Consider the following 23,468-nt stretch of genomic DNA (forward strand, 5'->3'; position numbering starts at 1 on the left):
ACCCCAGTCTCCCTAGCATGCCCCTCCATCAGGTCGGGGTACGCCGATCATTAGCCAGGGGGAAGTCCAATGATGTTCAAGAAGTGGTTGCCGGTGGCCCTGGGATCGATGATCGCCCTGGGCGCCAGTGTCGCGGCCCAGGCCGATGCCACGCTGGACAAAATCGAGCAGCGCCATGTGCTGGTGGTTGGCGTGCTGTTGTCCGGCGGGCCGTTTGGCAGCATTGATCCCGCCACGCAGCAGCCCAAGGGCCTGAACGTCGACCTGGCCAACGAATTGGGCCGTCAGCTCAACGCCCAGGTGCAACTGGTGCCGGTGCTGCCCGCCAACCGCGTGCAATTCCTGCAGCAAGGCAAGGTTGACCTGCTGATCGCCAACATGGAGTGGACCGCCGAGCGCGGTGAAATCCTGGGCTTTGTGCCGACGCCGTTCTACCGCATCGGCGGCACCGCGGCGGTGCTTAAAGACAGCGCGATCACCCGCTGGGAAGACCTCAAGGGCCAGCCGGTGTGCACCTCCCAAGGCAGCAGCTACGTCAAGCCGCTGACCGAGTTCGGGGCGCAGATCAAGGCGTTCAAGAGCTCGTCGGAATCGCTGCTGGCCCTGCGCGGCAACAACTGTGTGGCGGCGGTGCATGACTCCACGCTGATCAACCCGCTGATCAACGACAGCGCCGAATGGAAGGATTACCGCACCATCGGCCCTGAGCTTAACCCGGCGCCATCGGTGATCTGGACCCGTCGCGGCGAAGGCGACACCCAGGCCAAACTCGACCCGATCGTCAAGCAGCTGCACCGCAGCGGCTGGCTGATCGAGGCCCAGACCCGCAACCGCATCAGCCCGGCATCGCCGGCGCTGGTAGAACTTCAACAACAGTTCAAGGGCGCCTGAGCATGCGGTTTGAAACCCTCACAGCACTCGGCCTGGCCCTGTGCGCCGGCCTCGTCCACGCCGATGCCACCCTCGACAAAATCCAGCAACGCCATGCCATCAGCGTCGGCGTGATCCTCAGCGGCCCGCCGTTCGGCACCCTCGACCCCAAGACTGGCGAGCACCTGGGTTACAACGTCGAACTGGCCAAAGGCATCGGCCAGGCGCTGGGTGTCGAGACCAAGACCGTCTCGGTGCTGGCGCCCAACCGTGTGCAGTTCCTGCAACAAGGCAAGGTCGACATCCTGATCGCTAACATGCAGTTCACCGAAGAGCGCGCCGAGATCCTCGACTACGTACCCACCCCGTACGAAGAAGTCGGCGGCGCGGCGTTGATTCGCAAAGGTGCGGGCATCAAGCAATGGGCTGACCTGAAGGACAAGCCGGTGTGCGTGTCCCAGGGCAGCAACTTCATCAAGCCGCTGCAGGAGACCTACGGCGCGCAGATCAAGGCGTTCCGCAGCCAGTCCGAATCGCTGCTGTCGTTGCGCGGCAATGGTTGCGTGGCGGCGGTGCACGTCAGCCCGACCATGCATGCGCTGCTCAGCGATGCCGAGTGGGACGGCTATGAAATTCCGCTGCCGGGCGACCTGATTCCGTCCAAGTCGGTGATCTGGATTCGCAAGGGCGAACATGACACCCAGGCCAAGCTCGATGCCATCGTGCGCGACTGGCATAAAACCGGCTTCCTGATCGCCCTCGGCGAACGCACCGGCATGGCGCCGTCCCAGGCTCTGCGTGACCTGCACGAGCAGTACAGCCATGAGTGAAACGCTATTCGCCACCTTGCAACAACTGCTCGGCGCCGCCCATGTACAAACCAGTGCTGAAGCGGCCCAGTACCTGACCGACAAGCAGGGCCGCTACACCGGTCAGGTGGTCGCGGCGGTGCACCCGGCCAACACCGACGAGGTGGCCGCGGTGGTGCGCGCCTGCGTGGCATTGCACGTGCCTGTGGTGGTGCAAGGCGGCAACACCGGCCTGATGGCCGGCGCCACGCCGGACGCCAGCGGGCGTTCGGTGCTGCTGTTGCTCGACCGCATGAACCGCGTGCGCCATGTCGACACCGACAACGACACGCTCACCGTGGAAGCCGGCTGCATCCTGCAAAACATCCAGGCGGTGGCCCGCGAGGCCGATCGCCTGTTCCCGTTGAGCCTGGGCGCCGAGGGCAGTTGCACCATCGGCGGCAACCTGGGCACCAACGCCGGTGGTACCGCAGTGCTGCGTTACGGCAACACCCGCGAGCTGACCCTGGGCCTGGAAGTGGTGACCGCCGAAGGTGAGATCTGGCATGGCCTGCGCGGTTTGCGCAAGGACAACACCGGCTACGACCTGCGCGACTTGTACATCGGCAGCGAAGGCACGCTGGGAATTATCACCGCCGCGACCTTGAAGCTGTTCCCGCTGCCCAAGGCTCAGGCCACGGCGCTGTTGGCGTTTGACCAGTTGGCGCAGGCAGTGGCGTTCCTGTCCCATGCGCGTGCCGGGTTTGGCGCCAACCTGACGGCCTTCGAACTGCTGTCCGCCGATTGCCTGGCAGTGTTGCGCGAGCAGTTTCCGGACGGCCCGCAGCCGTTCAAAGCAGCACGCCAACCCTGGTTTGCATTGATTGAGCTTTCTGATAATCACGGCGAAGCGCACGCGCGGGAAGCCTTCGAGCACGTGCTGGGCGATGCCTTCGAACAGCAACTGATCAGTGATGCCCTGATCGCCGAAAGCCTGGCGCAAAGCGAGGCGCTGTGGCTGTTGCGCGAGAACATGAGCGAGGCGCAAAAGCGTGCCGGGCGCAACATGAAGCACGATATCTCGGTGCCGATTTCCCAAGTGGTGGCATTCGTCGCGCACACCGATGCGTTGCTGCAGCAGCATTTTCCGGGCGTGCGCAACTTCACCTTCGGCCACCTGGGCGATGGCAACCTGCATTACAACGTGGCGCATCCGCTGGGTTCGACGGTAGACGCACACATGGCGCATTACGCCCAATTGAGCGCGCTGGTGCATGACAGCGCCCACGCCCATGGCGGCTCGATCAGCGCCGAGCACGGCATCGGCCAGCGCAAGGTCGGCATGCTGGGGCGCTACAAAAGCCCGGTAGAGCTGGACCTGATGCGCCGCATCAAACAGGCGCTGGACCCGCATAACCTGCTCAACCCCGGCAAAGTCCTTGAGGTGCAGCCATGACCGTACGCTTGTCCAAACGCGTGCAGCGCGTGTCGCTGTCGGCCAACGCGGCCGCCAAATCCCGCGCCACCGAATTGCGTGATGCAGGCCGCGATATCCTCGATCTCACCACCGGCGAGCCGGATTTTGATACGCCTGAGCACATCAAGCAGGCCGCTTATGCCGCGATCGCCGCCGGCGCGACCAAGTACACGCCAACGCCAGGCGTGAAGGCCTTGCGCGTTGCGGTGCAGCGCAAGCTCGCCGAAGAAAACCACCTGGACTACCCGCTGGCGTCCATCGTGATCGCCAACGGCGCCAAGCAAATCATCTTCAATGCCTTCGCCGCCACCCTGGATGACGGCGATGAAGTGCTGGTGCCGACGCCGTATTGGCCGTCATTCCCGGACAGCGTGCGTTTCAACGGCGGCGTGCCGGTGTTCATCGAGTGCGGGCTGGAGCAGGGCTGCAAGTTGCTGCCGGCGCAGTTGCAACAGCACATCACTGAACGCACGCGCTGGCTGATTCTCAATGGCCCGGGCAACCCCAGCGGTGCGGTGTACAGCGAAACTGAATTACACGCGTTGGCCGCGGTGCTGCGTCGCCATCCCCACGTGCTGATCTTGCTGGATGAGCTGTACGAGCACATCCGCTTCGATGGTCGCCCGGCCCAGAGCTTGTTGAACCTCGCACCGGACTTGCAGGACCGCTGCCTGCTGGTGGGCGGTGTGTCCAAGACCTACGCCATGACTGGCTGGCGGATCGGCTTTGGCGCGGGGCCAACAACCCTGACTGACGCGATGGCGGTGGTGCAATCGCAATCCACTTCCGGCGCTTCATCGGTGGGGCAGGCGGCGGCATTGGCGGCCTATAACGGCGGGCTGGATTTCCTCGCCGAGCAGGTCGCGGCCTATCAATTGCGTCGGGATACGCTGGTTGCAGCGCTGAAAACCGTTGCAGGCCTGGACGTGCTCGAACCCCAGGGCGGCTTTTTCGTGTTCGTGCGCTGCGCCGGACTGCTGGGCCGTCATCGGCCGGACGGCCAGCGCATTGAAAACGACGGCGATGTGGTCGCCTGGCTGCTCGAAGAGGGCGTGGCCGGTGTGGCGGGCAGTGCCTACGGCTTGTCGCCGTGGTTTCGCTTGTCCATCGCCACCGCCACCGAGCATGTCGCAGAGGCGGGGCGGCGCATCGCGGCGGCCTGCAGGCAGTTGCGATGATGGAGGCGTTCGTCCATTGGGCTGCCGGCTTTGGCCTGAACTACAACTTCCTGCTGGACGCCTACCAGCGCGGCACGCTGGTTCAGGGCGCGTTGACCACCGGCTGGCTGTGCCTGTTCACGATCATCGGCAGCCTGCTGGCGGGCATCAGCCTGGCGGCCATGCTCACCTCGGGCAACCCTTGGCTGGCCAGGCCGGCGCGGGTGTTTGTCGAAGTCACGCGTAACACGCCAACGCTGGTGCAGTTGTACTGTGCGTTTCTGGTGTTGAACATGTTGCTGACCCAGGCGGTAGGCGCGGCCAACCCGCTGACGCCGTTCGCGTGGGTGGTGATTGTGATCTCCCTGCACAAGGGCGCGTTCCATGCCGAGGCCTTGCGCGCCGGCATCGAAGCAGTGCCCGCAGTCACCCTGGAAGCCGCCAGTTCGCTGGCCTTCAACAGACGCCAACTGTTGTGGAATGTGCAGTTGCCGCTGGCACTGCGCTTTGCCCTGCCGTCGCTGATCAACAACCTGATCGACCTGGTGAAGATGACCGCCGTGGCATCGGCCATTGCCGTGGGCGACATCACCTACGCCGCAATCATGATCTGGACCCAGAGCGACAACGTGCTGGAACTGATGATCCTGATCCTGAGCTTCTTCGGCCTGCTGAGTTTTACCGTCAATTGTGTGGGGCGCTGGCTGGAAGCGCGCCTGAGGATGCCCGGCTATGGCCATTGAATCATTTCCGGTGCTGTCGGCCTTGTGGCAGTGGTCACCGGCGCTGGTGGCAGGTTTTGGTCAGAACATCCTGATCAGCCTGTTGGCGATTGCCATCGGCTCGGTGCTTGGCCTGTTGATCGGCGCGTTGGCGTTATCGCCGCTGGGGTTTGTCGCGCGGCTGTGGGTGCAGGTGTTTCGCAATGCGCCCTGGCTGGTGCTGATCTACTTCACCACCTACGTGTTTCCGTTCGAGATTCATATCGGCAGCAGTTATGTGTCGTTCCCCGACTGGGTCAAGGTCACCATCGGCCTGGCTTTGCCGGCAAGTGCCAACGTGGCGGAGATCTTCCGGGGGGCCATCAGTTCGATCCCCAGCACGCAATGGGAAGCGGCGCGGTCGCTGGCGTTTACCCGTGGCCAGCTGTTTCGCTCGATCATCCTGCCGCAGTGTTTCAAGCGCATGTTGCCGCCCTGGATGAACCTCTACGCCGTGGTGACCATGGGCACTGCGCTGGCCTCACTGGTGGGCGTGCATGACGTGATCGACACCGCGCAGATCGCCAGCAACACCGTGAACCTGACCGGCTTTACCGTGGTGATCTACCTGAGCCTGCTGGTGCTGTTTTTTGCCTATTGCTACCCGATTTCCCGCCTGACCCAACACCTGGAGCGCCGTTATGCCTTCTATTGAACCCCTGGTGAGCCTGCGGGATATGCACCTGTCGTTCGGCAGTAATGCGGTGCTCAAGGGCATCGACCTGGAGGTGCATCGCGGCCAGGCCGTGTCGATCATCGGCCCGTCGGGCTCGGGCAAGTCGACGATCCTGCGTTGCATCACCGGGTTGTTGCAGCCGCAGCGTGGGACCATTCGCGTGGGTGAAACCCGCGTCGATACCTTGGCCCATGAAGCCCAGCGCATCGAGTTGCGCAAGCGCGTTGGCTTTGTGTTCCAGCAATACAACCTGTTCCCGCATTTATCGGTGCTGCAGAACCTGGTGATCGCCCCGCGCAAAGTGCTGGGCCGCAGCCGCGCCGACGCCGAAAAAGAGGCGCGAGCGTTGCTGGCCAAGGTGCGCATGGAACACAAGGCCGACGCCTATCCCGGCCAGTTGTCCGGCGGTCAACAGCAGCGCGTGGCGATTGCCCGCGCCCTGGCGATGCGCCCGGAGTTGATTCTGTTCGATGAAGTGACCTCGGCACTCGACCCGGAAACCGTCGGCGAAGTGTTGACGGTGATCCGCGAGCTGACCGAAGAGGGCATGACCTGTGTGCTTGTCACCCACGAAATGCGCTTCGCCGAAGAAATCAGCGACCACGTGTACTTCACCGAAAACGGCGTGATTGTCGAGCACGGCAGCGCTGCACAGATCTTCCAGAGCCCGGCCAGCGTACGCACCCAGACGTTCCTGCGCCATGCCCTGGGCGATTCGGGGCGCCGTGGCCCCATCGCCCACGACCCGTACCTGTTGACCAATTTGAGCCGTTACAGCCTGTCCGTCTGATAAGAGGAAATCCGTCATGAGTAGCGAAAACCGTGCTGGCGTTATCGAAGCGTTCTTGCAGCACATCCGCGTCATCAATCAGCGCGGCGTAGACCGTGCGGCCCTGGTGGAAATCGTCGGCCTGCTGGAAACCCTGGCCGAGCGCCGCGACCTGTTCAACTTTGACGAATTCCCCGCGCCGGTGCCAGGGCAGGGCAGCACCGCGTTTCGCTATCGCCTGAATGACGACGGTGACACCCCGACGCTGTACCTCAACTCGCTGTTGCCGGGCAAAAGCACGATCCCTCACAACCATGAGACCTGGGCGATCATCAGCGCCATCGAGGGCCAGGAAATCAACTACGTCTACGCGCGCAATGACGAGGGCCGCGAGCCGGGTTTCACCACGTTGACACTGGAAAAAGAAGTGCTCGTGCAGCCCGGTACGTCGATCTCGTTCCTGGGTGAAGACCTGCATGGCATCAAGGTTGAAGGCGAGCAGGCGACGTTGCACTTCCACCTCTACGGCTTGCCGCTGGAGTCGCTGAACGGCCGTTACGGCGTGGAAGCGGACGGGCGCATTCTCAATTACAACGCCTCGCAGATGGCGCCGTCGATCAAGGCTTATTCCTAAGCACGCCCCCGATCAACTGTTCGGTGTTCATCCAGAGGTTTTCATGATTGACCTGTATTACTGGCCAACCGGCAACGGCCTGAAAGTCGGCATCCTGCTCGAAGAACTGGGTCTCGACTACCGCCTGCTGCCGGTGAACATCCGCGAAGGCGAGCAAAAGACGGCGAGCTTCCAGCGCATCAGCGCCAACGGGCGGATCCCGGCGATTGTCGATCATCGCCCTGAAGCGCCGCTGAGCCTGTTCGAATCCGGTGCGATCCTCAATTACCTGGCCGACGGCGCCGGGCAATTCCTGCCGGCGGCCGGTACTGCCGAGCGGCAAAAGGTGCAGGAATGGCTGTTCTGGCAAGTCGGGCATATCACCCCGTACCTGAGCCAGTTGCAGGTGTTCAAGGAAAAGGCGCCGGCGCCGATTCCGTTCGCCCTGGACCTGCTGAATGCCGAAGCCACGCGCCTGTACCGCGTGCTGGAACAGCGCCTGGCCGAGGTGCCGTTCGTGGCCGGTGAATACTCGGTGGCCGACATGGCGATCTTCCCGTGGATTCAACCATTGCGCCAGGGCCAGGACCTGGCGGACTACCCGCATATCCAGGCCTGGCGCCTGCGTATCAAGGCCCGGCCGGCGGTGCAGCGTGCCTATGCCAAGGGGCGCGAAGTAGCACCGGGCGAGCGTTCGCTGGCGTTGCAGTAACTCTTTTCTTACTTTGTTGGGACTTCCATGAGCCAGACCATCACCCCTAGTCAACTGCAGCAATGGCTGTTCGACGGGCAGGAAATCGCCGTGTTCGACGTGCGCGAGCACGGGCAATACGGCGAAGCCCACCTGTTCCACGGGGTGAATTTGCCCTATAGCCGCCTGGAGCTGGAGGTCCGTCGCCTGGCGCCCAATCCTCAGGTGCGCCTGGTCATTTACGATCAGGACGGCGGCGAGGTGGCGGCGCGCACGGCGGCGCGGTTGCATGCGCTTGGCTACAGCCGCGTGCAGGTGCTGGAAGGCGGCGCCCAGGGGTGGCAAGCAGCGGGCTTGCAGCTGTTTGCCGGGGTGCACGTGCCGTCCAAAGCCTTTGGCGAATTGGTCGAAGAGGCCAGCCACACGCCCCACGTCACCGCCCAGCAATTGGCCGAATGGCAGGCGCGTGGCGAGCCGTTGGTGGTGCTTGATGGGCGGCCGTTCGAGGAATACCGCAAGATGACCATTCCCGGTTCCATCTGCTGCCCGAATGGCGAGCTGGGGTATCGCGTGCATGATCTGGTGCCGGATGAGAGCACGCCGATTGTGGTCAACTGCGCCGGACGCACGCGCAGCATTATCGGCGCGCAGACGCTGATCAACCTCGGCTTGAAAAACCCGATCTATGCCCTGGAAAACGGCACCCAGGGCTGGTACCTGGAAGACTTTCAGCTGGAGCACGGCAGCACCCGGCGCTATGCCGAGCAGGTCAGCGGCGACTTGACCCGCCAGCGCCTGGCCGCGCGGCAGTTGGCCGAGCGGGCCGGCGTGGTGGATGTCTCGGCGGATCAGGTTCGAGGCTGGGCGGACGATGCGCAACGCAGCCTGTTCCTGTGCGACGTGCGCACCGCCCAAGAGTTTGCCGTCGGCAGCTTGCCGGGTTCCCAGCACACGCCGGGCGGGCAGTTGATCCAATCCACCGACCTGTACATCGGCGTGCGTCAGGCGCGCGTTGTGCTGGTGGACAGCGACGGCGTGCGTGCGCCGATTGTGGCCAGCTGGCTGCGCCAGCTGGGGCATGAGGCCTATGTGTTGAGCGGCGGTATCCACAGCGGCCTGGCCTTGCCGGTGCTGCAGCCGGTGGCGTATGAGCCACTGCCGTTGATCAGTGTTCAGGCACTGGCGCTGGCATTGAACGACGTCAACCTGATCGACCTGCGCCCGAGCATGGTGTATCGCAAAGGGCATATTGCCGGCTCGCAGTGGTCGATTCGCTCGTTGCTCAAAACCGATCACCGGCCCTTGGTGCTGGTCGCGGATGATCCGGCGGTGGCGGCCTTTGCTGCCGAAGGCTTGTCGGCAAGGCTGCTGGACGGCGGCTTCGCGGCCTGGGCCGCCGCCGGTTTACCGGTCAATGAGGGCCCGCAAACTTTGCCCGACGCACAGTGCATCGATTTCCTGTTTTTCACCCATGACCGTCACAGCGGCAACAAGGATGCCGCGCGCCAGTACCTGGCCTGGGAAATCGGCCTGTTGGCGCAGATGAGCGATGCCGAGATCGCCAGCCTCAAACCGCTGACGCCCGCCTCGCGGGTGCGCACGCGCTTGATCCACGCCGCGCGCACTGAAAAAGGCCACGGCGGCCGTGCCGTGAATGTACCGATCACGCGGTTGAGCACGGTGCTGTTCGATAACCTGGCGCAAATGCGCGACGCCCGTGCCCGGCGCGACAGCGAACGTGTGCTGAGCTACGGTGCGCGCGGCAATCCCACGGCCCATGCCCTGGAGGATCTGGTCACCGAGCTGGAAGGCGGCTATCGCACGCGGCTCTACGGCACTGGCCTGGCGGCAGCGGCTCAGGTTTTTTTGGCCTACCTGCGCCCCGGCGATCATGTCTTGATCACCGACGCCGTGTATTCGCCCGTGCGCAAACTGGCCCGCGAGTTTCTCCAGCCGTTTGGCATCGACGTCAGCTATTTCTCACCCGATGGCAAGGGATTGGAAGCGCAGCTGCAAGCCAACACCAAGCTGGTGTACGCCGAGGTGCCCGGTTCTTTGCTGTATGAATTGTGCGATTTGCCTGCGATTGCGGCGCTGTGTAAGCCGCGCAATATCCTCTTGGCCGTCGACAATACGTGGGGCTCGGGCTACCTGTACCGACCGCTGGCACTGGGCGCGGACATCTCGATCATGGCCCTGACCAAATACCTGGGCGGCCACAGCGACGTGATGATGGGCAGCGTCTGCACGACCGCTGCTGCCTGGCCGGCGTTGGGCAAAATGAGCGACACCTTCGGCAATGCGGTCAGCGCCGACGATGCCTACTTGATCCTGCGTGGCGCGCGCACCCTGGCTTCGCGCCTGGATGTGCACGAGCGCCAGGGCGTCGAAATTGCCCAGTGGTTGCAGGCGCAACCGCAGGTCAGGCGCGTGTTCCATCCGGCGTTGGCGGAGCATCCAGGGCATGCGTTGTGGCGTCGGGATTTCAGCGGCAGCAATGGTCTGCTGTCGTTCGAACTGGCGAATGCGCACGCGGCTTACCTTGAGCGCTTTATCGATGGCCTGCAGTTGTTCGGCCTGGGCGCGTCGTGGGGCGGCTATGAAAGCCTGGTCACCGTGGCAGACACGCGCGACCGTGAAAGCGCGACCGACCGGGCCTTGAACCCTGTGGTGCGCTTGCATATCGGCTTGGAAGACGTGGCGGCGCTGATCGAGGATCTGCAGCGCGGCTTTGCCCTGGCAGGCTGAGTGAAGATCGCTCCCACGCAAGGTGGGAGCGATGCCTTTTATCAGTGCTTGACCGGCGTCGGCAGCGTCACCAGGCCGACGTAGCTGTCCCAGAACTTTTGCTGATCGACGCCAAATACCACCTTGGCTTTCTGCGTGCCAACCGGTGCACCTTTCTGGTAGCCCAGCGCACGGCCGTAGTCGGCGCCGAACGTTGCGTCCACATCCACCCACAAATCGCGGGACTCGGTGACGATGTCCGGGCTGACCAGGAACAGCGCCGGCAAGCTGTCCCAGGTGAAGCTGTGGTAGCTGGGGTCTTTATCGAACAGCGGGCCGAACTCGTGCTTGTACAGGTCGGCAATCGCGCCTTTTTGCGCAACCACGCGCTGGTACACCGACTTGTCGAAGGTGACTTTCTCGCACACGTCATTCGGGAAAATCACGTGCTCAATGGGTGAGCGCAGGACGATCTTCGCCGCCTCCGGGTCGAACCACCAGTTGAATTCCGCCGCCGGTGTGGTGTTGCCCGGGATCTGGAACGCACCGCCCATGTACACGATGCGCTTGATCAGCGGCACGATGTCCGGCGCCGAGCGAATCGCCAGGGCGATATTGGTCAAGGGGCCGACGGCGAGGATCGTCACTTGATGGGGATTGGCGCGCACGCTTTGCACAATGAACTGCGCGGCGGTCTCGCTGCGCAGTTGGGTGTGCGTCGCCAGGCCATCCGGTGGCGCGATCAACTGCGAGGGCGAGGCAGGGCGCGGGTTTTTGAACGCGCCCGGCCAACCCGCGCCAAACAGCGCTTTCTCTGCCTCGTAAGTGGCGTAGTCATGCAGCAGCGGGTAGGCGGCGCCGGAGTAGACGCCGACCTCTTTTTCCACGCCCATGCGTTCCACGGCCTTGAGGGCATCGACCTGTTCCTGGTCGACCCAGGCGTTGCCGCTGACCAGGGTCATGCCCAGCAGCTCGATGCGTTTTTGCGCCTGCAGCTGGGCGAGCATGATAAAGGCCTGGCCGTCATCGTTGAGCACGTTGAAGTCGGTGTCGAAGATGACTTTTTCCGCCGCGTGCGCGGTGCCGGCACACAGGCCGACCGCAACAAGCAGCGCACAGCTTTTAAACAAACCTTGCATGGTGATTCATCCGCAGAAATTGTTGTTGTTAACGGTTCACCAGTTTCGCCGGCAAGGCGATGACCAGGAAGCTGCTGAGGATCAGGCAGCCGGCGAAAAACCACAAGGCGCCCGCGCTGCTGCCGGTGACGTCGATGGCCACGCCCATCAGCGAGTTGCTCACCAGGCCGGCGATGTTCGCCACCGAGCAGGCGAGGGCAAAGCCGGTGGCTGCTGCGGTGCCTTTGAGAAAGGTTGCCGGCAGGCTGAAAAACACCGGCACGGCGCCGATGATCGCGGCCGAGGCGATGGCGAACAGCACCACCGTGGCCACCACGTTATGGGTAAAGAATGTGCTGGTGGCCATGGCGGCCGCACCGACCAGGAACGGCACAATAATGTGCCAGCGGCGTTCGCGATGTTTGTCGGAGCTGGCGCCGATCAACAGCATGCCGAGCAAGGCCGCCACGCTGGGTAATGCAGTCAGCATGCCGATATGGAACGTGTCGGTAATCCCGGCGTTGCGGATGAACGTCGGCATCCAGAACCCCATGGCGTAGGCGCTGAGCAGGATCGAGAAGTCGATACCGCCGAGCATCCACACTTTGAGGTTGAAGAAGCCGTCGCGGAAGCTGTGCTTGCTGCCTGTGGCATCGGCTTCGTCCTTGCGCAGCTCACTTTCGAGCAGGGCCTTGTCGTCGTCCGACAACCATTTGGCTTGCTGGAAAGTATTGGGCAGCGCCCAGAAAGTCAGCACGCCGAGCAAAACGCTGGGCACTGCTTCGATCAGGAACAGCCACTGCCAGCCGCGCAGGCCACCCAGGTTGTCGAAGTGGCTCATGACCCAGCCGGACAACGGACCGCCGATCACGCTGGACAGCGGCAGCCCGATCATGAACAGCGCGATGATGCGTCCGCGCCGATGCGTCGGGAACCAGGTGGTCAGGTAATACAACACACCCGGCAAAAACCCGGCTTCGGCGGCGCCGAGCAGAAAGCGCAGGATGTAGAACTGCGTGGTAGAGGTGACCAGCATGGTGCAGGCCGAGAGCAGGCCCCAGGTGATCATGATGCGCGCGATCCAGATTTTCGCGCCGACCCGTTCCAGCACCAGGTTGCTCGGCACTTCAAAGATGATGTAGCCGACAAAAAACAAGCCGGCGCCAAGGCCGAACGCGGTTTCGCTGAAGTGCAGCTGGTCGAGCATCTGCAGTTTGGCGAAGCCGATGTTGATGCGGTCCAGGTAAGCGGCCAGGTAGCAGAAACACAGAAACGGAATCAGCTTCCAGGTGATCTTGTGGTAGAGCGTGGTGACGGGGTCGGCGACGGTGGTCGCGGGCGCTGCATTCGCAATGGGCATTGGGGTGTCTCCTGGCGGTGACTTATGGTTTTTATACAGCCGCTTTTGTTCCAGCACTTCGGAGTGCTGTAAAAGCGACTTCCAAAGGCAGTGTCAGAAGACTGAGATTTCCCTGTTAGAGGAGATCAAGTGTGGGAGCGGGCTTGCTCGCGAAAGCGGTGGATCAGTCAGTGCATTTTTGCCTGACAGACCGCCTTCGCGAGCAAGCCCGCTCCCACATTCGATTGCATTCCAAAGTGGGAGACGCTCAGTTTTTTCCGGACCACGCTCTTTGTCGTGGTTCCTGGTGAATCGTTATTGCTCCCTGAACTTGCTCATTGCCTCCTGCTTGCTCACCACGTCGCCATACTTGCTGTCGATGTCGAACAGATTGGCTTCGTGGGGCGCCGGGTGTCGGTCGCCGACGCATTCGCGCACGACGATGGTGCGAAACCCGTGTTGCACCGCATCCACCGCCGTGGCGCGAATGCAGCCGCTGGTGGAGCAGCCGGCCAGTACCACGGTGTCGATGCCTTGAGCGTGCAGCATCGGGGCCAGGCTGCTGCCGAAAAAGGCGCTGGCGTACTGCTTGGTGATCACCACCTCATCGTCCTGGGGCAGCACCTCGGCGCAGAACGCCGCCAGTGGGTTGCCCTCGACCATGTCTTTCATCACCGGGGCTTTCTTGACCCAGATGCCGCCATCGGCGAAATGGCCGCGATGGTAGCGGATATTGGTGTGCACCACCGCAATCCCATGCTGGCGCGCAGTGGCCAGCAACTCGACGCTTTCGGCCACGGCCGTGACCACGCCCGGTGCGAACAATGGCGCGCCTTCGGTGGTGTAGCCCTGCATGAAGTCGATCATCAGCAGCGCGGCCTTTTTGCCGAAGCCGATGCGATTGCCCCAGACGCCTTGGTAGTTGGCGTCGGCAGATTGTTCGCTCATTGGTTTTTCACCTCATTCTCTGCGTCGTGGCGCGCGGGTTAACTGTGGCTAGCGGGTTTACTGTGCCAAGCGGGTTTACTGTGGCGAGCGGGCTTGTCGTGGCGAGCGGGCTTGCCCCGCGTTGGGCTGCGAAGCGGCCCCAAAACCTGCCATGCGGTTTGCCTGACGAAACCCATTGCCTGGACGAGGGGCCGCTTCGCGCCCCAACGCGGGGCAAGCCCGCTCGCCACGACAAGCCCTCCAGCCACGACAGGCCCGCTTGGCACAGCAAGCCCGCCAGCCACGACAGCATGTTCAGTACGCACCGGAGAGCAGGGCGCCGGCACCGGGCACGATAGGCTCCAAATCCAGGGCCTTGAGCATCGCGTAAGTAGTGGCGATGGCGGCAGTGAGCACCGGCTTGCCGGTTTGCGCCTCGACCTTGGCGACCACTGGCAACGACTGCATCTGCACGCAGGCCGAGAGCACGATCACATCGACGCCTTCCAGGTTCATGCCCGCGACGATGGCCGGCAGGTTGGCCGGGTCGTGGCGCGCAACCTGGAGGTTGTCGGGGATTTCCAGCGCCCGCCAGTCCACCACCTCAAAGCCCTCTTCGCGGATGTAATTCACCACCAGTTCGGTCAGCGGCTTCATGTACGGCGCGACGATGGCGATACGTTTAGCCCCCATGACCTTGAGGCCTTCGATCAGTGCGCCGGCGCTGGTGATCACCGGGGCGTTGGCGTCGTTATCGGCAGTGGCCTGACGCAGGCGCTGCTCGGATTTGCGGTGATAACCCAAGCCCATGGCCATGATCGCCACCAGGCAGGCGTACCCCAGCACATCCACTTTGGCGTCGGACAGCTCAATGGCGCAGCGGTCGGACTCGCCGTCCATTGCCGCCAGTTCTTCCTTGCGCACCTGCTTCATGCGCATGCGGCTGGAGTGGAAAGTAAAACGCTCCGGGCGGATGGCCTGGCGCGCGTTGAGCATCGCCGGGATCTCGGTTTCCATGGTGGTGTTGGAACTCGGCACGATCTGGCCGATGCGGTAAAGCTTCTGCATGGTGGTCTCCGTTCTTAGTGGGTGAGGAAGTCGCCGAGGGCGTCGAAGAAGCCCTCGAGGTCATCCCACGGAATCATGTGCCCGGCGTTGGGTACGCGCACGACCTGGAGGGCCGGTTGCAGGTTCTGGATTTCGGCGATGTCTTCATCGAGGATCACGCCGCCGCGCCCGGCTACCATCAACAGGGCAGGGGCCTTGAGGTGAGGCAGGTCCTGATGAAAGTCCACCGTATGAAAGTCATTGAAGGCGCGCACGATGGCGGGCTCAAAGCAGGTGTGCAGCCATTCGGCGCGCAGTTGCAGTTGCTCGGGTGTCCAGGTGGCGCAGAAGGCGCGCATGGCCTGTGCATCCATCCCAACCAGGGATTGGCGGATCGAATCGACGTACCACGGCAATTTGCTCGGGTATTCACGACGACCGGGGCCGGACACTGGCGGGTCGATCAGCACCACACGGTTCACGCCTTGCGGATGCTTGACCGCACTGCGCACGGCAAAGCGCGCGCCCATGGAGTGGCCGACCAGGTGGTAACGGTCCAGCTTCAGTGCATCGGCGAATGCGCCGATGTCATCGCTGCAGGTCTCGGCGCTGTAATCCAGCTCGGGTCCGGTGGACGACAAGCCGCGCCCGCGTACATCCAGCACGTACGTGTCGAAGTGCGCGCCGAGGCGTTCGGCCACAAACCCCCAGGTAATCGCCGGGCTGGTGATGCCCGGAATCAAAATCAGCGCCGGGCCGCTGCCGCCGTAGCGCAGGTAGTGCTGGCGAATGCCGTTGGCCTGGACATTGCCGCCATAGAGAAAGGTGCTCACGCGGCCACCCCCGATTTCAGTGGCTGCGCGTACAGGTCATAGCCGTACACCCAGTCCGGGTCTTCCTGGGTGCGCAGCCACGTGTTGGCGTTGGACACTGCCTGCACGCGGGAGGCGCGTTCCTTGCGGTTGGCTTCGTAGAGCTGGAACGCGGTGCGGTAATCGCCGATGCCGGTTTCCTGCAGGCAGCGGGTGAGCATGGCGGCGTCTTCGATGGCCATGCCGGCGCCCTGGGCCATGTGCGGCTTCATTGGGTGGCAGGCGTCACCGAGCAGCACCAGGCGACCTCGGCTCCACAGTGGCAGCGGGTTGCGATTGCGCAGCGGCCATTTGGTTACGCTTTCGGTGGACTCGATCAGGGCCTGCACGGTGGGGTGGTAGCCCTGGAACGCCTCGAACATCTCTTCGCGGCTGCTGTCGACGAACGCGCCCTGGAAGTCCCATTCGGCATGCGGCACGCCAGTCACGTAGTAGTACTCGTCGCGTTTGCCGGTGGTGTAATACACCATCATGTGGCGGTCTTCGGTCCACCATTTGATGCAGTCTTCGAACGTGAGGTCGTACTTGGCCAACTGGTCGCCACGGATCAATGCGCGGTGCGCGACCCAGCCGCTGTACAGCGGTTTTTCCACGCCGAGCAGTTCTTCACGAATCTTCGAGTTGATGCCGTCGGCGCCGATCACGATGTCGGCATAAGTCACTTCGCCATCGGCGAAAGTCAGGCGCACCTGGGTGTCGGTTTCTTCGAGGGTTTCCAGGCGCTTGTTGAAGTGCAGGGTGCCGGGCTTGAGGGTGGACATCTGCAAGGCGTGCAAGTCGCCGCGGTGCACGGTGACATACGAGGCGCCGTAGCCGGTGAGCGGGATGCGCGAGAGGTAGTCGCCGGTTTCGCCGCAACGGCTGAACCAATGCTCGGGGTGCGAGCCCATCAGGTCCAGCTGCTGTTCGATGCCCATGCGGCGGAAGATTTTCATGATGTTGGGGCCCATGTGGATCCCTGCGCCCAACCGGGAAAACTCCGGCGCTTGTTCGTAGATATCTACGTCAAAACCGGCTTGCTGCAACAGGGTGGCGGCGGCGGCACCGCCCAGGCCGGCACCGACGATGGCGATTTTTTGAGTGCTTCCCATGGGGCGTAATCCTCTTTCTTTGTGATTGTCGGCAGCGTCTGTCTGCGAGGTTTTTAAAGTGTATACGCTAATTTTTTGAAATGGGAAGCCTACTTTCGCAAATTTATTTTTTGGCCATATTTATCCTGTTTAACGCGTTTTGGTCCGTAAATGCTCGGTATGTTTCGATTGGTAACGAATTGGCGCGCCGCTTGCAGTCCGCCTGCAATTCAGGTCTTATCGTTATTAATTGGCGTATACGCTATAAAAGTGCACTAGAGTGAAGCGCAGTGCTTGAACTTGGTGCAGCCCCACAGGAGACAGGAAATGCCGGTAAGCGATTGCGAACTGACCCAGATGTTTGAACACGTGCTGAAGCTGTCGAAGGTCGACCCGACGCAGAGCGTTGCCGTGCTCAAGAGCCATTACTCCGACGCACGCACCGTGCGCGCGGCAATGGACGCGGCGCAGCGCCTGGGGGCCAAGGTGTATGCGGTGGAGCTGCCGTCGTTCAATCACCCGCGTGCGATGGGCAATGACATGACCGCCTACTGCGGCGACACCGCGCTCACCGGCAACATTGCCGCCCAGCGTGCGCTGGAAGCCGCCGACCTGGTGGTTGACACGATGATGCTGCTGCATTCGCCGGAACAGGAGCAGATCCTCAAGACCGGCACGCGCATCCTGCTGGCCGTGGAGCCGCCGGAAGTGCTGGCGCGCATGCTGCCCACCGAAGAAGACAAGGTGCGTGTGCTGGCGGCCGAGCAATTGCTGAAAAAGGCGCGTTCGATTCAGGTCAAATCCCGCGCGGGCAGTGATTTTCGCGCCGCCTTGGGGCAGTACCCGTCGGTGACCGAATACGGTTTTGCCGATGAGCCTGGGCGCTGGGACCACTGGCCCAGCGGTTTCCTGTTCTCCTGGCCCAACGAGGAAACCGCCGAGGGCGTGCTGGTGCTGGACGTCGGCGACATCCTCCTGCCATTCAAGACCTACACCCGCGAGAAGATCACGCTGGAAATCGAGAAGGGCTTTATCACCAGGATCCACGGTGGTTTCGAGGCTGAGTACCTGCGTGATTACATGAAGTACTTCAACGATCCGGAGGTGTACGGCATCTCCCATATCGGCTGGGGCTTGCAGCCAAAAGCGCAGTGGACCGCCATGGGTTTGCATGACAAGAACGACGGCATGTGCATGGACGCGCGGGCGTTCTATGGCAATTTCCTGTTCTCCACCGGGCCGAATACCGAAGTGGGCGGCACGCGCAAGACGCCGTGCCACATGGACATCCCGCTGCGTCATTGCGATGTGTACCTGGATGACGAGGCGGTGGTTATCGCCGGTGACGTAGTCGCCCCGGCAGCCTCTCTGGCCCGCTGAAGATCCCAATGTGGGAGCGGGCTTGTGTGGGAGCGGGCTTGCTCGCGAATGCGGTGTGCCAGTCAATACATCTTTAGCTGATACGCCGCCTTCGCGAGCAAGCCCCCTCCCACCGTTCTAACCGTGTTTCCTCGATGAGAAACTTGAGTCGATCCGGTAAGCCAGCCATCATGCCTCCCCATCGCCAATCACCACCGAGCCCGCCGTGCCTGATTCCTACGTTTTCTCTGAACAAGTTGGCCACCTGCTGCGCAAGGCCTACCAGCGCCACCTGGCGATCTTTCAGCAGAATGTCGGCGACTCCCAGCTCACCGCCGTGCAGTTCGTTACCCTGTGTGCCCTGCGCGATCACGGAGCAAGTTCTCTCACCGAACTGGTCAAGGCCACGGCCGTTGACCAGGCGACCATTCGCGGCATTGTCGAGCGGCTCAAGGCCAAGGAACTGATCACGCTGGAGCCGGACCCGCAGGACAAGCGCAAGGTGGTGGTGGATTTGTCTGCCGCAGGCGCCGACCTCGTCGCGCAAACCGCGCCGCGCGCCGCGCAGATCAGCGAACTGACCCTGAGCAACCTCAACCCGGCCGAGCGCGTGGCGGTGTTGTTCCTGCTGCGCAAGATGATCGACGACCCGCAGCAATAGTGGGCGCCCCGTAGCCAGCCGGCTTGTAACGACCAACGGCTTGATATGGCGAGCAGGCTTGATATGGCTAGCGGGCTTGATGTGGCGACCAGGCTTGTAGTGGCGAGCGGGCTTGCCCCGCGTTGGGCTGCGAAGCAGCCCCAAACCCTGCCATAAGGTTCACCTGAATAAACCCATTGCCTGAGCAAGGTGCCGCTTCGCGCCCCAACGCGGGGCAAGCCCGCTGGCCACAACCATCACAAACCTGCGTACGTCAGAGTAAGCCCAACCCCTTGGCATCGTTTTTGCTCGGTGTTGATGTAGTAGCCACTTCACGATTCAAGTGTGTCGCGAGACCCCAGGTCCGCGATGCTTTTTTTTGACTGTTTCGTGTAGTAGCCACTTCACCAACTGACACAGGCGAAGCGAATGATCAGTCCCTCCATCACGGTTGCACTAGAGGTCAATGGCCGCACCCACGAAGTCAGCGCCATGGCGGACACGCCGCTGTTGCTGGTGCTGCGCAATGACCTGGCACTCAACGGCCCCAAGTACGGCTGCGGCCTGGGTGAGTGCGGCGCCTGCACGGTGATCATCGACGGTGTCGCGGCACGCTCATGTGTGTTCCCGCTGGCGGGCGCGGCAGGGCGTGAAATCGTCACCCTCGAAGGCCTCGGCACACGCCAGGCGCCGCACCCGGTGCAGCAGGCGTTTATCGACGAGCAAGCCGCGCAATGCGGCTACTGCCTCAACGGCATGATCATGACGGCCAAAGCCTTGCTCGACCGTAATCCCAATCCCAGCGAAGCCCAGATCCGCAACGAACTCTCGGGCAACCTCTGCCGCTGCGGCACCCATATCGAAATCCTGCGCGCCGTATTGCGTGCTGCTCACCTCTTGACCGTGGATGGCCGACCATGACCGATATCCCACTTTCCCGTGACCAGTGGCTGGCCAAGACGGGCGTCTTGTTGATCGTCGACGATGTGCTGCCGCCCTCCGGCCCGGTGGCCAAGGGCGGCACGCCGACTGTGAAACCCAAAGAGCTGGGGCTGTTTATCGCGGTCAACGATGACGGCCTGGTCTATGCGTTCAACGGCCATGTGGACCTGGGCACCGGCATTCGCACCTCGCTGGCGCAGATCGTCGCCGAAGAACTGGACCTGACGATGGACCAGGTAACCATGGTGCTGGGCGACACCGAGCGCGCGCCGAACCAGGGCGCGACGATTGCCAGCGCGACCCTGCAGATTTCGGCGATCCCGCTGCGCAACGCGGCTGCCGAAGCACGACGTTTTTTGCTGGCGCGGGCGGCGGGGCGCTGGGGCGTGAGCACCGCCAGCCTCAAGGTCGAAGCGGGCGTTATCCAGGCGGCAGACGGGCGCGCCACCCCTTACGGTGAGTTGGTCAGCGGCCAGCATGACCAGTTGCGTATCAGCGGCGACGCCCCCTTGAAAGCCATCGAGGATTACCGCCTGGTGGGCAAGGGCGCCGCGCGCGTGGATATTCCCGGCAAGGCCACGGGCGAGCTGACCTACGTGCACGACATGCGCGTGCCGGGCATGCTGCACGGCCGCGTCGTGCGCCCGCCGTATGCCGGTCTGGACTGCGGGGATTTTGTCGGCAATAGCCTGCTGCGTGTGGATGAAGCGTCCATCGCGCATATCCCCGGCATTGTTGCCGTGGTGGTGATCCGCGATTTTGTGGGCGTGGTCGCGTTGCGCGAAGAGCAGGCGATCAAGGCCGCCCATGAGTTGCAGGTGCAGTGGAAGCCCTGGAATAACGCCCTGCCGGACATGAGCGATGTCGAGCAGGCGATCCGTGACAACCCGCGCGTACGCCGCACGGTGCTCGATCAGGGCGATGTCGATACAGCCCTGGCGGGCGCCAGCCAACGGATGCCGCGCAGCTACCTGTGGCCCTATCAAATGCACGGCTCAATCGGCCCGTCCTGCGCCGTGGCCGACTATCAGGCCGCGGGCAGTCGCGTGTGGTCGGGCAGCCAGAACCCGCATCTGCTGCGCGCCGACCTGGCCTGGTTGCTGAACTGTGATGAAGCCCTGATCGACGTGATTCGCATGGAAGCCGCCGGTTGCTATGGGCGCAATTGCGCCGATGACGTCTGCGCCGATGCGTTGCTGTTGTCGCGCGCGGTGGGCAAGCCGGTGCGCGTGCAACTGACCCGCGAACAGGAACACCTGTGGGAGCCCAAGGGCACGGCGCAGTTGATGGACGTGGACGGCGGCCTCAACGCCGACGGCAGCATTGCCGCGTACGATTTTGAAACCAGCTACCCCTCCAATGGCGCGCCGACCCTGGCGCTGTTGCTGACCGGCCGCGTTGAGCCCGTGGCGGCGATGTTCGAAATGGGCGACCGCACCTCGATCCCGCCGTATGACATCGACAACATGCGGGTGACTATCAACGACATGGCGCCCATCGTGCGCGCCTCGTGGATGCGCGGCGTGTCGGCGTTGCCCAATACCTTTGCCCACGAATCGTATATCGACGAGCTGGCATTTGCCGCCGGCGTCGATCCGGTGGAGTACCGCCTGCGCTACCTCAAGGACGAGCGCGCCATCGACCTGGTCAAATCCACCGCCGAACGCGCCAACTGGTCACCGCGCACCGCGCCCATGCAAACCTCCAGTGAAGACCATTTGTTGCGCGGCCGTGGCTTTGCTTACGCGCGCTACATCCACAGTAAGTTCCCGGGTTTTGGCGCGGCGTGGGCCGCCTGGGTGGCGGATGTGGCCATCGACAAACACACCGGCGACGTCTCGGTGACGCGGGTGGTGATCGGCCATGACTCGGGGATGATGATCAACCCGGCGGGTGTGCAGCATCAGATCCACGGCAATGTGATCCAGTCCACCAGCCGCGTATTGAAGGAGCGGGTGACCTTTGAGGAATCGACGGTGGCCAGCAAGGAGTGGGGCGGTTACCCGATCCTGACCTTCCCTGAAGTGCCGCAGATTGACGTGCTGATGATGCCGCGCCAGGACCAGCCGCCGATGGGCGCCGGTGAGTCGGCCTCGGTGCCCAGCGCGGCGGCGATTGCCAATGCGATCTATGACGCCACCGGCATTCGTTTTCGTGAGTTGCCGATCACGCCCGAGCGGGTGTTGGCAGCGCTGAATGCCGGCACCCTCGGCGAGCCTGCCACGTCGCCACAGAAACGCAAAAAATGGTGGTTCGGCGCGCTGTTTGCGACGCTGGGCGCTTTGATGGCCACGGCCTGGCCGTTTCACAGCGCGATCGCACCGATTGCCCCGCCCAGCGCCGGCACCTGGTCCAAGGCCACCCTGGAGCGCGGGCGTTTGCTGGCGGCGGTGGGCGATTGCGCGGTGTGCCATACGGCACCGGGCGGCGCGACCAATGCCGGTGGGTTGGCGATGGAAACGCCGTTCGGCACCCTGTACAGCAGCAATATCACCCCGGATGTGAACACCGGCATCGGTGCCTGGTCGTACCCGGCATTCGAGCGGGCGATGCGTGAGGGCATTGGCCGTGACGGGCGCAATTTGTACCCGGCGTTTCCCTATACGGCGTTTCGCAATATCAATGAGGCGGACATGCAGGCGCTGTATGCCTACTTGATGTCGCAAGCGCCGGTGAGCCAGGCGCCGACGCCGAATGCCATGCGCTTCCCGTTCAATATCCGGCCGTTGATGGCGGGGTGGAATGCATTGAACCTGAGGCGCGGTGAAATCACCCTGCAACCGGAGCGCGGCGAGCAGTGGAATCGCGGTAATTATCTGGTCAATGGTTTGGGGCACTGCGCGGCGTGCCATTCGCCGCGTAACCTGATGGGCGCGCAGAAGGGCGGTAAATCCTTCCTGGCCGGTGGCATGGTTGATGGGTGGGAAGCGCCGGCGTTGACGGGTTTGTCCAAGGCGCCAACGCCATGGACTGAGGACCAGTTATTCACCTATTTGAGCACCGGCTATTCCGATGCCCATGGCGTGGCGGCGGGGCCGATGGGGCCGGTAGTGAGTGAACTGGCGAAATTGCCCAAGGCGGACATCCGCGCAATGGCGGTGTACCTGGCGTCGCTCAATGGCGAGGCGACGGCTGAGGCGCAAACCGTGGCGGCAGCGACGGTACCCAATCCCAATGGTCGGCGTGTATTTGAAGGCTCGTGCAAGGCCTGCCACGCCGAGGGTCTGGGGCCAAAGCTGTTTGGCGTCAGCCCGTCACTGGCGACCAATACCAATGTGTACAGTGATCAGCCGGACAATTTGATCAAGGTGATTTTGCAAGGCATCAGCAACCCGGCGACCAAGGACCTGGGGTATATGCCGGGGTTCAAAGACAGTTTGTCGAACACTCAGGTTGCCGACTTGGTCGAGTACCTGCGCGGGCAATTTGCGCCGAATGCGGCGCAGTGGAAAGGGGTGGAGCAGAAGGTCGCACACCTGCGGGCCAACCCGGGCACCCACTGATATTCCACAACCGGTGAAGATCAAATGTGGGGGCTGGCTTGCCTGCGACAGCGGTGTGTCTGCACCGAAAATACTACCTGACACATCGCCATCGCAGGCAAGCCAGCTCCCACAGGGATCAG

At 62.9% G+C, this 23,468-nt stretch carries 20 protein-coding genes; 14 read left to right on the plus strand and 6 right to left on the minus strand.

Annotated features, from left to right (window positions below; genetic code table 11):
- Positions 1–69 precede the first annotated feature (69 nt).
- Genes C4J83_RS13615 through metC form a run of 10 tightly spaced genes read left to right on the plus strand, consistent with a single transcriptional unit; the run spans position 70 to position 10,550 of the window.
- Positions 70–891: a transporter substrate-binding domain-containing protein gene (locus C4J83_RS13615; RefSeq protein WP_124417290.1), complete on the plus strand. Its 822-nt coding sequence runs from the start codon at positions 70–72 to the stop codon at positions 889–891.
- A 2-nt stretch (positions 892–893) separates the two neighbouring features.
- Positions 894–1,700: a transporter substrate-binding domain-containing protein gene (locus tag C4J83_RS13620; RefSeq protein ID WP_124417291.1), complete on the plus strand. Its 807-nt coding sequence runs from the start codon at positions 894–896 to the stop codon at positions 1,698–1,700.
- Entirely contained in the window at positions 1,693–3,114 is a 1,422-nt protein-coding gene (locus C4J83_RS13625) for an FAD-binding oxidoreductase (RefSeq protein ID WP_124417292.1), read from the plus strand. Before C4J83_RS13620 ends, C4J83_RS13625 begins: the two co-directional genes overlap by 8 nt.
- Positions 3,111–4,313, plus strand: a complete 1,203-nt coding sequence (locus C4J83_RS13630; RefSeq protein WP_124417293.1) for an aminotransferase class I/II-fold pyridoxal phosphate-dependent enzyme — start codon at positions 3,111–3,113, stop codon at positions 4,311–4,313. Before C4J83_RS13625 ends, C4J83_RS13630 begins: the two co-directional genes overlap by 4 nt.
- A complete protein-coding gene (locus C4J83_RS13635; protein ID WP_106577944.1) occupies positions 4,310–5,035 on the plus strand; it encodes an amino acid ABC transporter permease in 726 nt (241 codons plus the stop codon). Before C4J83_RS13630 ends, C4J83_RS13635 begins: the two co-directional genes overlap by 4 nt.
- The gene (locus tag C4J83_RS13640) at positions 5,025–5,708 is read left to right on the plus strand and encodes an amino acid ABC transporter permease (RefSeq protein ID WP_106577945.1); all 684 of its coding nucleotides are present in this window, start codon (positions 5,025–5,027) and stop codon (positions 5,706–5,708) included. Before C4J83_RS13635 ends, C4J83_RS13640 begins: the two co-directional genes overlap by 11 nt.
- Positions 5,695–6,519, plus strand: coding sequence for an amino acid ABC transporter ATP-binding protein (locus C4J83_RS13645; RefSeq protein WP_124417294.1), 825 nt, complete (start codon positions 5,695–5,697; stop codon positions 6,517–6,519). Before C4J83_RS13640 ends, C4J83_RS13645 begins: the two co-directional genes overlap by 14 nt.
- A gap of 16 nt (positions 6,520–6,535) precedes the next feature.
- On the plus strand, positions 6,536–7,132 hold the full coding sequence (locus C4J83_RS13650; RefSeq protein ID WP_124417295.1) for a cysteine dioxygenase family protein: 597 nt from the start codon (positions 6,536–6,538) through the stop codon (positions 7,130–7,132).
- Between the two features lie 43 nt (positions 7,133–7,175).
- Entirely contained in the window at positions 7,176–7,823 is a 648-nt protein-coding gene (locus tag C4J83_RS13655; protein WP_124417296.1) for a glutathione S-transferase family protein, read from the plus strand.
- Positions 7,824–7,850: 27 nt separating this feature from the next.
- Positions 7,851–10,550 carry a cystathionine beta-lyase gene (metC, locus tag C4J83_RS13660; RefSeq protein ID WP_124417297.1) on the plus strand — a complete coding sequence of 900 codons (2,700 nt, stop codon included), beginning with the start codon at positions 7,851–7,853 and terminating at the stop codon, positions 10,548–10,550.
- Positions 10,551–10,591: 41 nt separating this feature from the next.
- Here metC and C4J83_RS13665 read toward each other — a convergent pair whose 3' ends face one another.
- From C4J83_RS13665 to C4J83_RS13690, 6 genes are all read right to left on the minus strand, one after another.
- Entirely contained in the window at positions 10,592–11,668 is a 1,077-nt protein-coding gene (locus tag C4J83_RS13665; RefSeq protein ID WP_124417298.1) for a nucleoside hydrolase, read from the minus strand.
- A gap of 28 nt (positions 11,669–11,696) precedes the next feature.
- Positions 11,697–13,007, minus strand: coding sequence for an MFS transporter (locus tag C4J83_RS13670; protein WP_119735313.1), 1,311 nt, complete (start codon positions 13,005–13,007; stop codon positions 11,697–11,699).
- 294 nt (positions 13,008–13,301) lie between these two features.
- Positions 13,302–13,934, minus strand: coding sequence for an N-carbamoylsarcosine amidohydrolase (locus C4J83_RS13675; RefSeq protein ID WP_106577952.1), 633 nt, complete (start codon positions 13,932–13,934; stop codon positions 13,302–13,304).
- A 294-nt stretch (positions 13,935–14,228) separates the two neighbouring features.
- On the minus strand, positions 14,229–14,981 hold the full coding sequence (locus C4J83_RS13680; protein WP_119739596.1) for a maleate cis-trans isomerase family protein: 753 nt from the start codon (positions 14,979–14,981) through the stop codon (positions 14,229–14,231).
- Between the two features lie 14 nt (positions 14,982–14,995).
- A complete protein-coding gene (locus tag C4J83_RS13685) occupies positions 14,996–15,793 on the minus strand; it encodes an alpha/beta fold hydrolase (protein ID WP_124417299.1) in 798 nt (265 codons plus the stop codon).
- The gene (locus tag C4J83_RS13690) at positions 15,790–16,923 is read right to left on the minus strand and encodes an FAD-dependent monooxygenase (RefSeq protein WP_124417300.1); all 1,134 of its coding nucleotides are present in this window, start codon (positions 16,921–16,923) and stop codon (positions 15,790–15,792) included. Before C4J83_RS13690 ends, C4J83_RS13685 begins: the two co-directional genes overlap by 4 nt.
- Positions 16,924–17,229: 306 nt before the next feature.
- On the opposite strand from C4J83_RS13690, the gene C4J83_RS13695 reads away from it, so the two are divergent.
- The 4 genes from C4J83_RS13695 to C4J83_RS13710 all read left to right on the plus strand — a co-directional run bounded on the left by C4J83_RS13695 (position 17,230) and on the right by C4J83_RS13710 (position 23,346).
- A complete protein-coding gene (locus tag C4J83_RS13695) occupies positions 17,230–18,282 on the plus strand; it encodes a 2,5-dihydroxypyridine 5,6-dioxygenase (protein WP_124417301.1) in 1,053 nt (350 codons plus the stop codon).
- A 205-nt stretch (positions 18,283–18,487) separates the two neighbouring features.
- Complete coding sequence (locus tag C4J83_RS13700) at positions 18,488–18,922, plus strand: MarR family winged helix-turn-helix transcriptional regulator (protein ID WP_106578155.1); 435 nt, start codon at positions 18,488–18,490, stop codon at positions 18,920–18,922.
- Positions 18,923–19,330: 408 nt separating this feature from the next.
- Positions 19,331–19,822: a (2Fe-2S)-binding protein gene (locus C4J83_RS13705; RefSeq protein ID WP_124417302.1), complete on the plus strand. Its 492-nt coding sequence runs from the start codon at positions 19,331–19,333 to the stop codon at positions 19,820–19,822.
- Complete coding sequence (locus tag C4J83_RS13710; RefSeq protein WP_124417303.1) at positions 19,819–23,346, plus strand: molybdopterin cofactor-binding domain-containing protein; 3,528 nt, start codon at positions 19,819–19,821, stop codon at positions 23,344–23,346. Before C4J83_RS13705 ends, C4J83_RS13710 begins: the two co-directional genes overlap by 4 nt.
- Positions 23,347–23,468: the final 122 nt, after the last annotated feature.

It is taken from the genome of Pseudomonas sp. LBUM920 (genome assembly GCF_003852315.1).
GTDB lineage: Bacteria > Pseudomonadota > Gammaproteobacteria > Pseudomonadales > Pseudomonadaceae > Aquipseudomonas.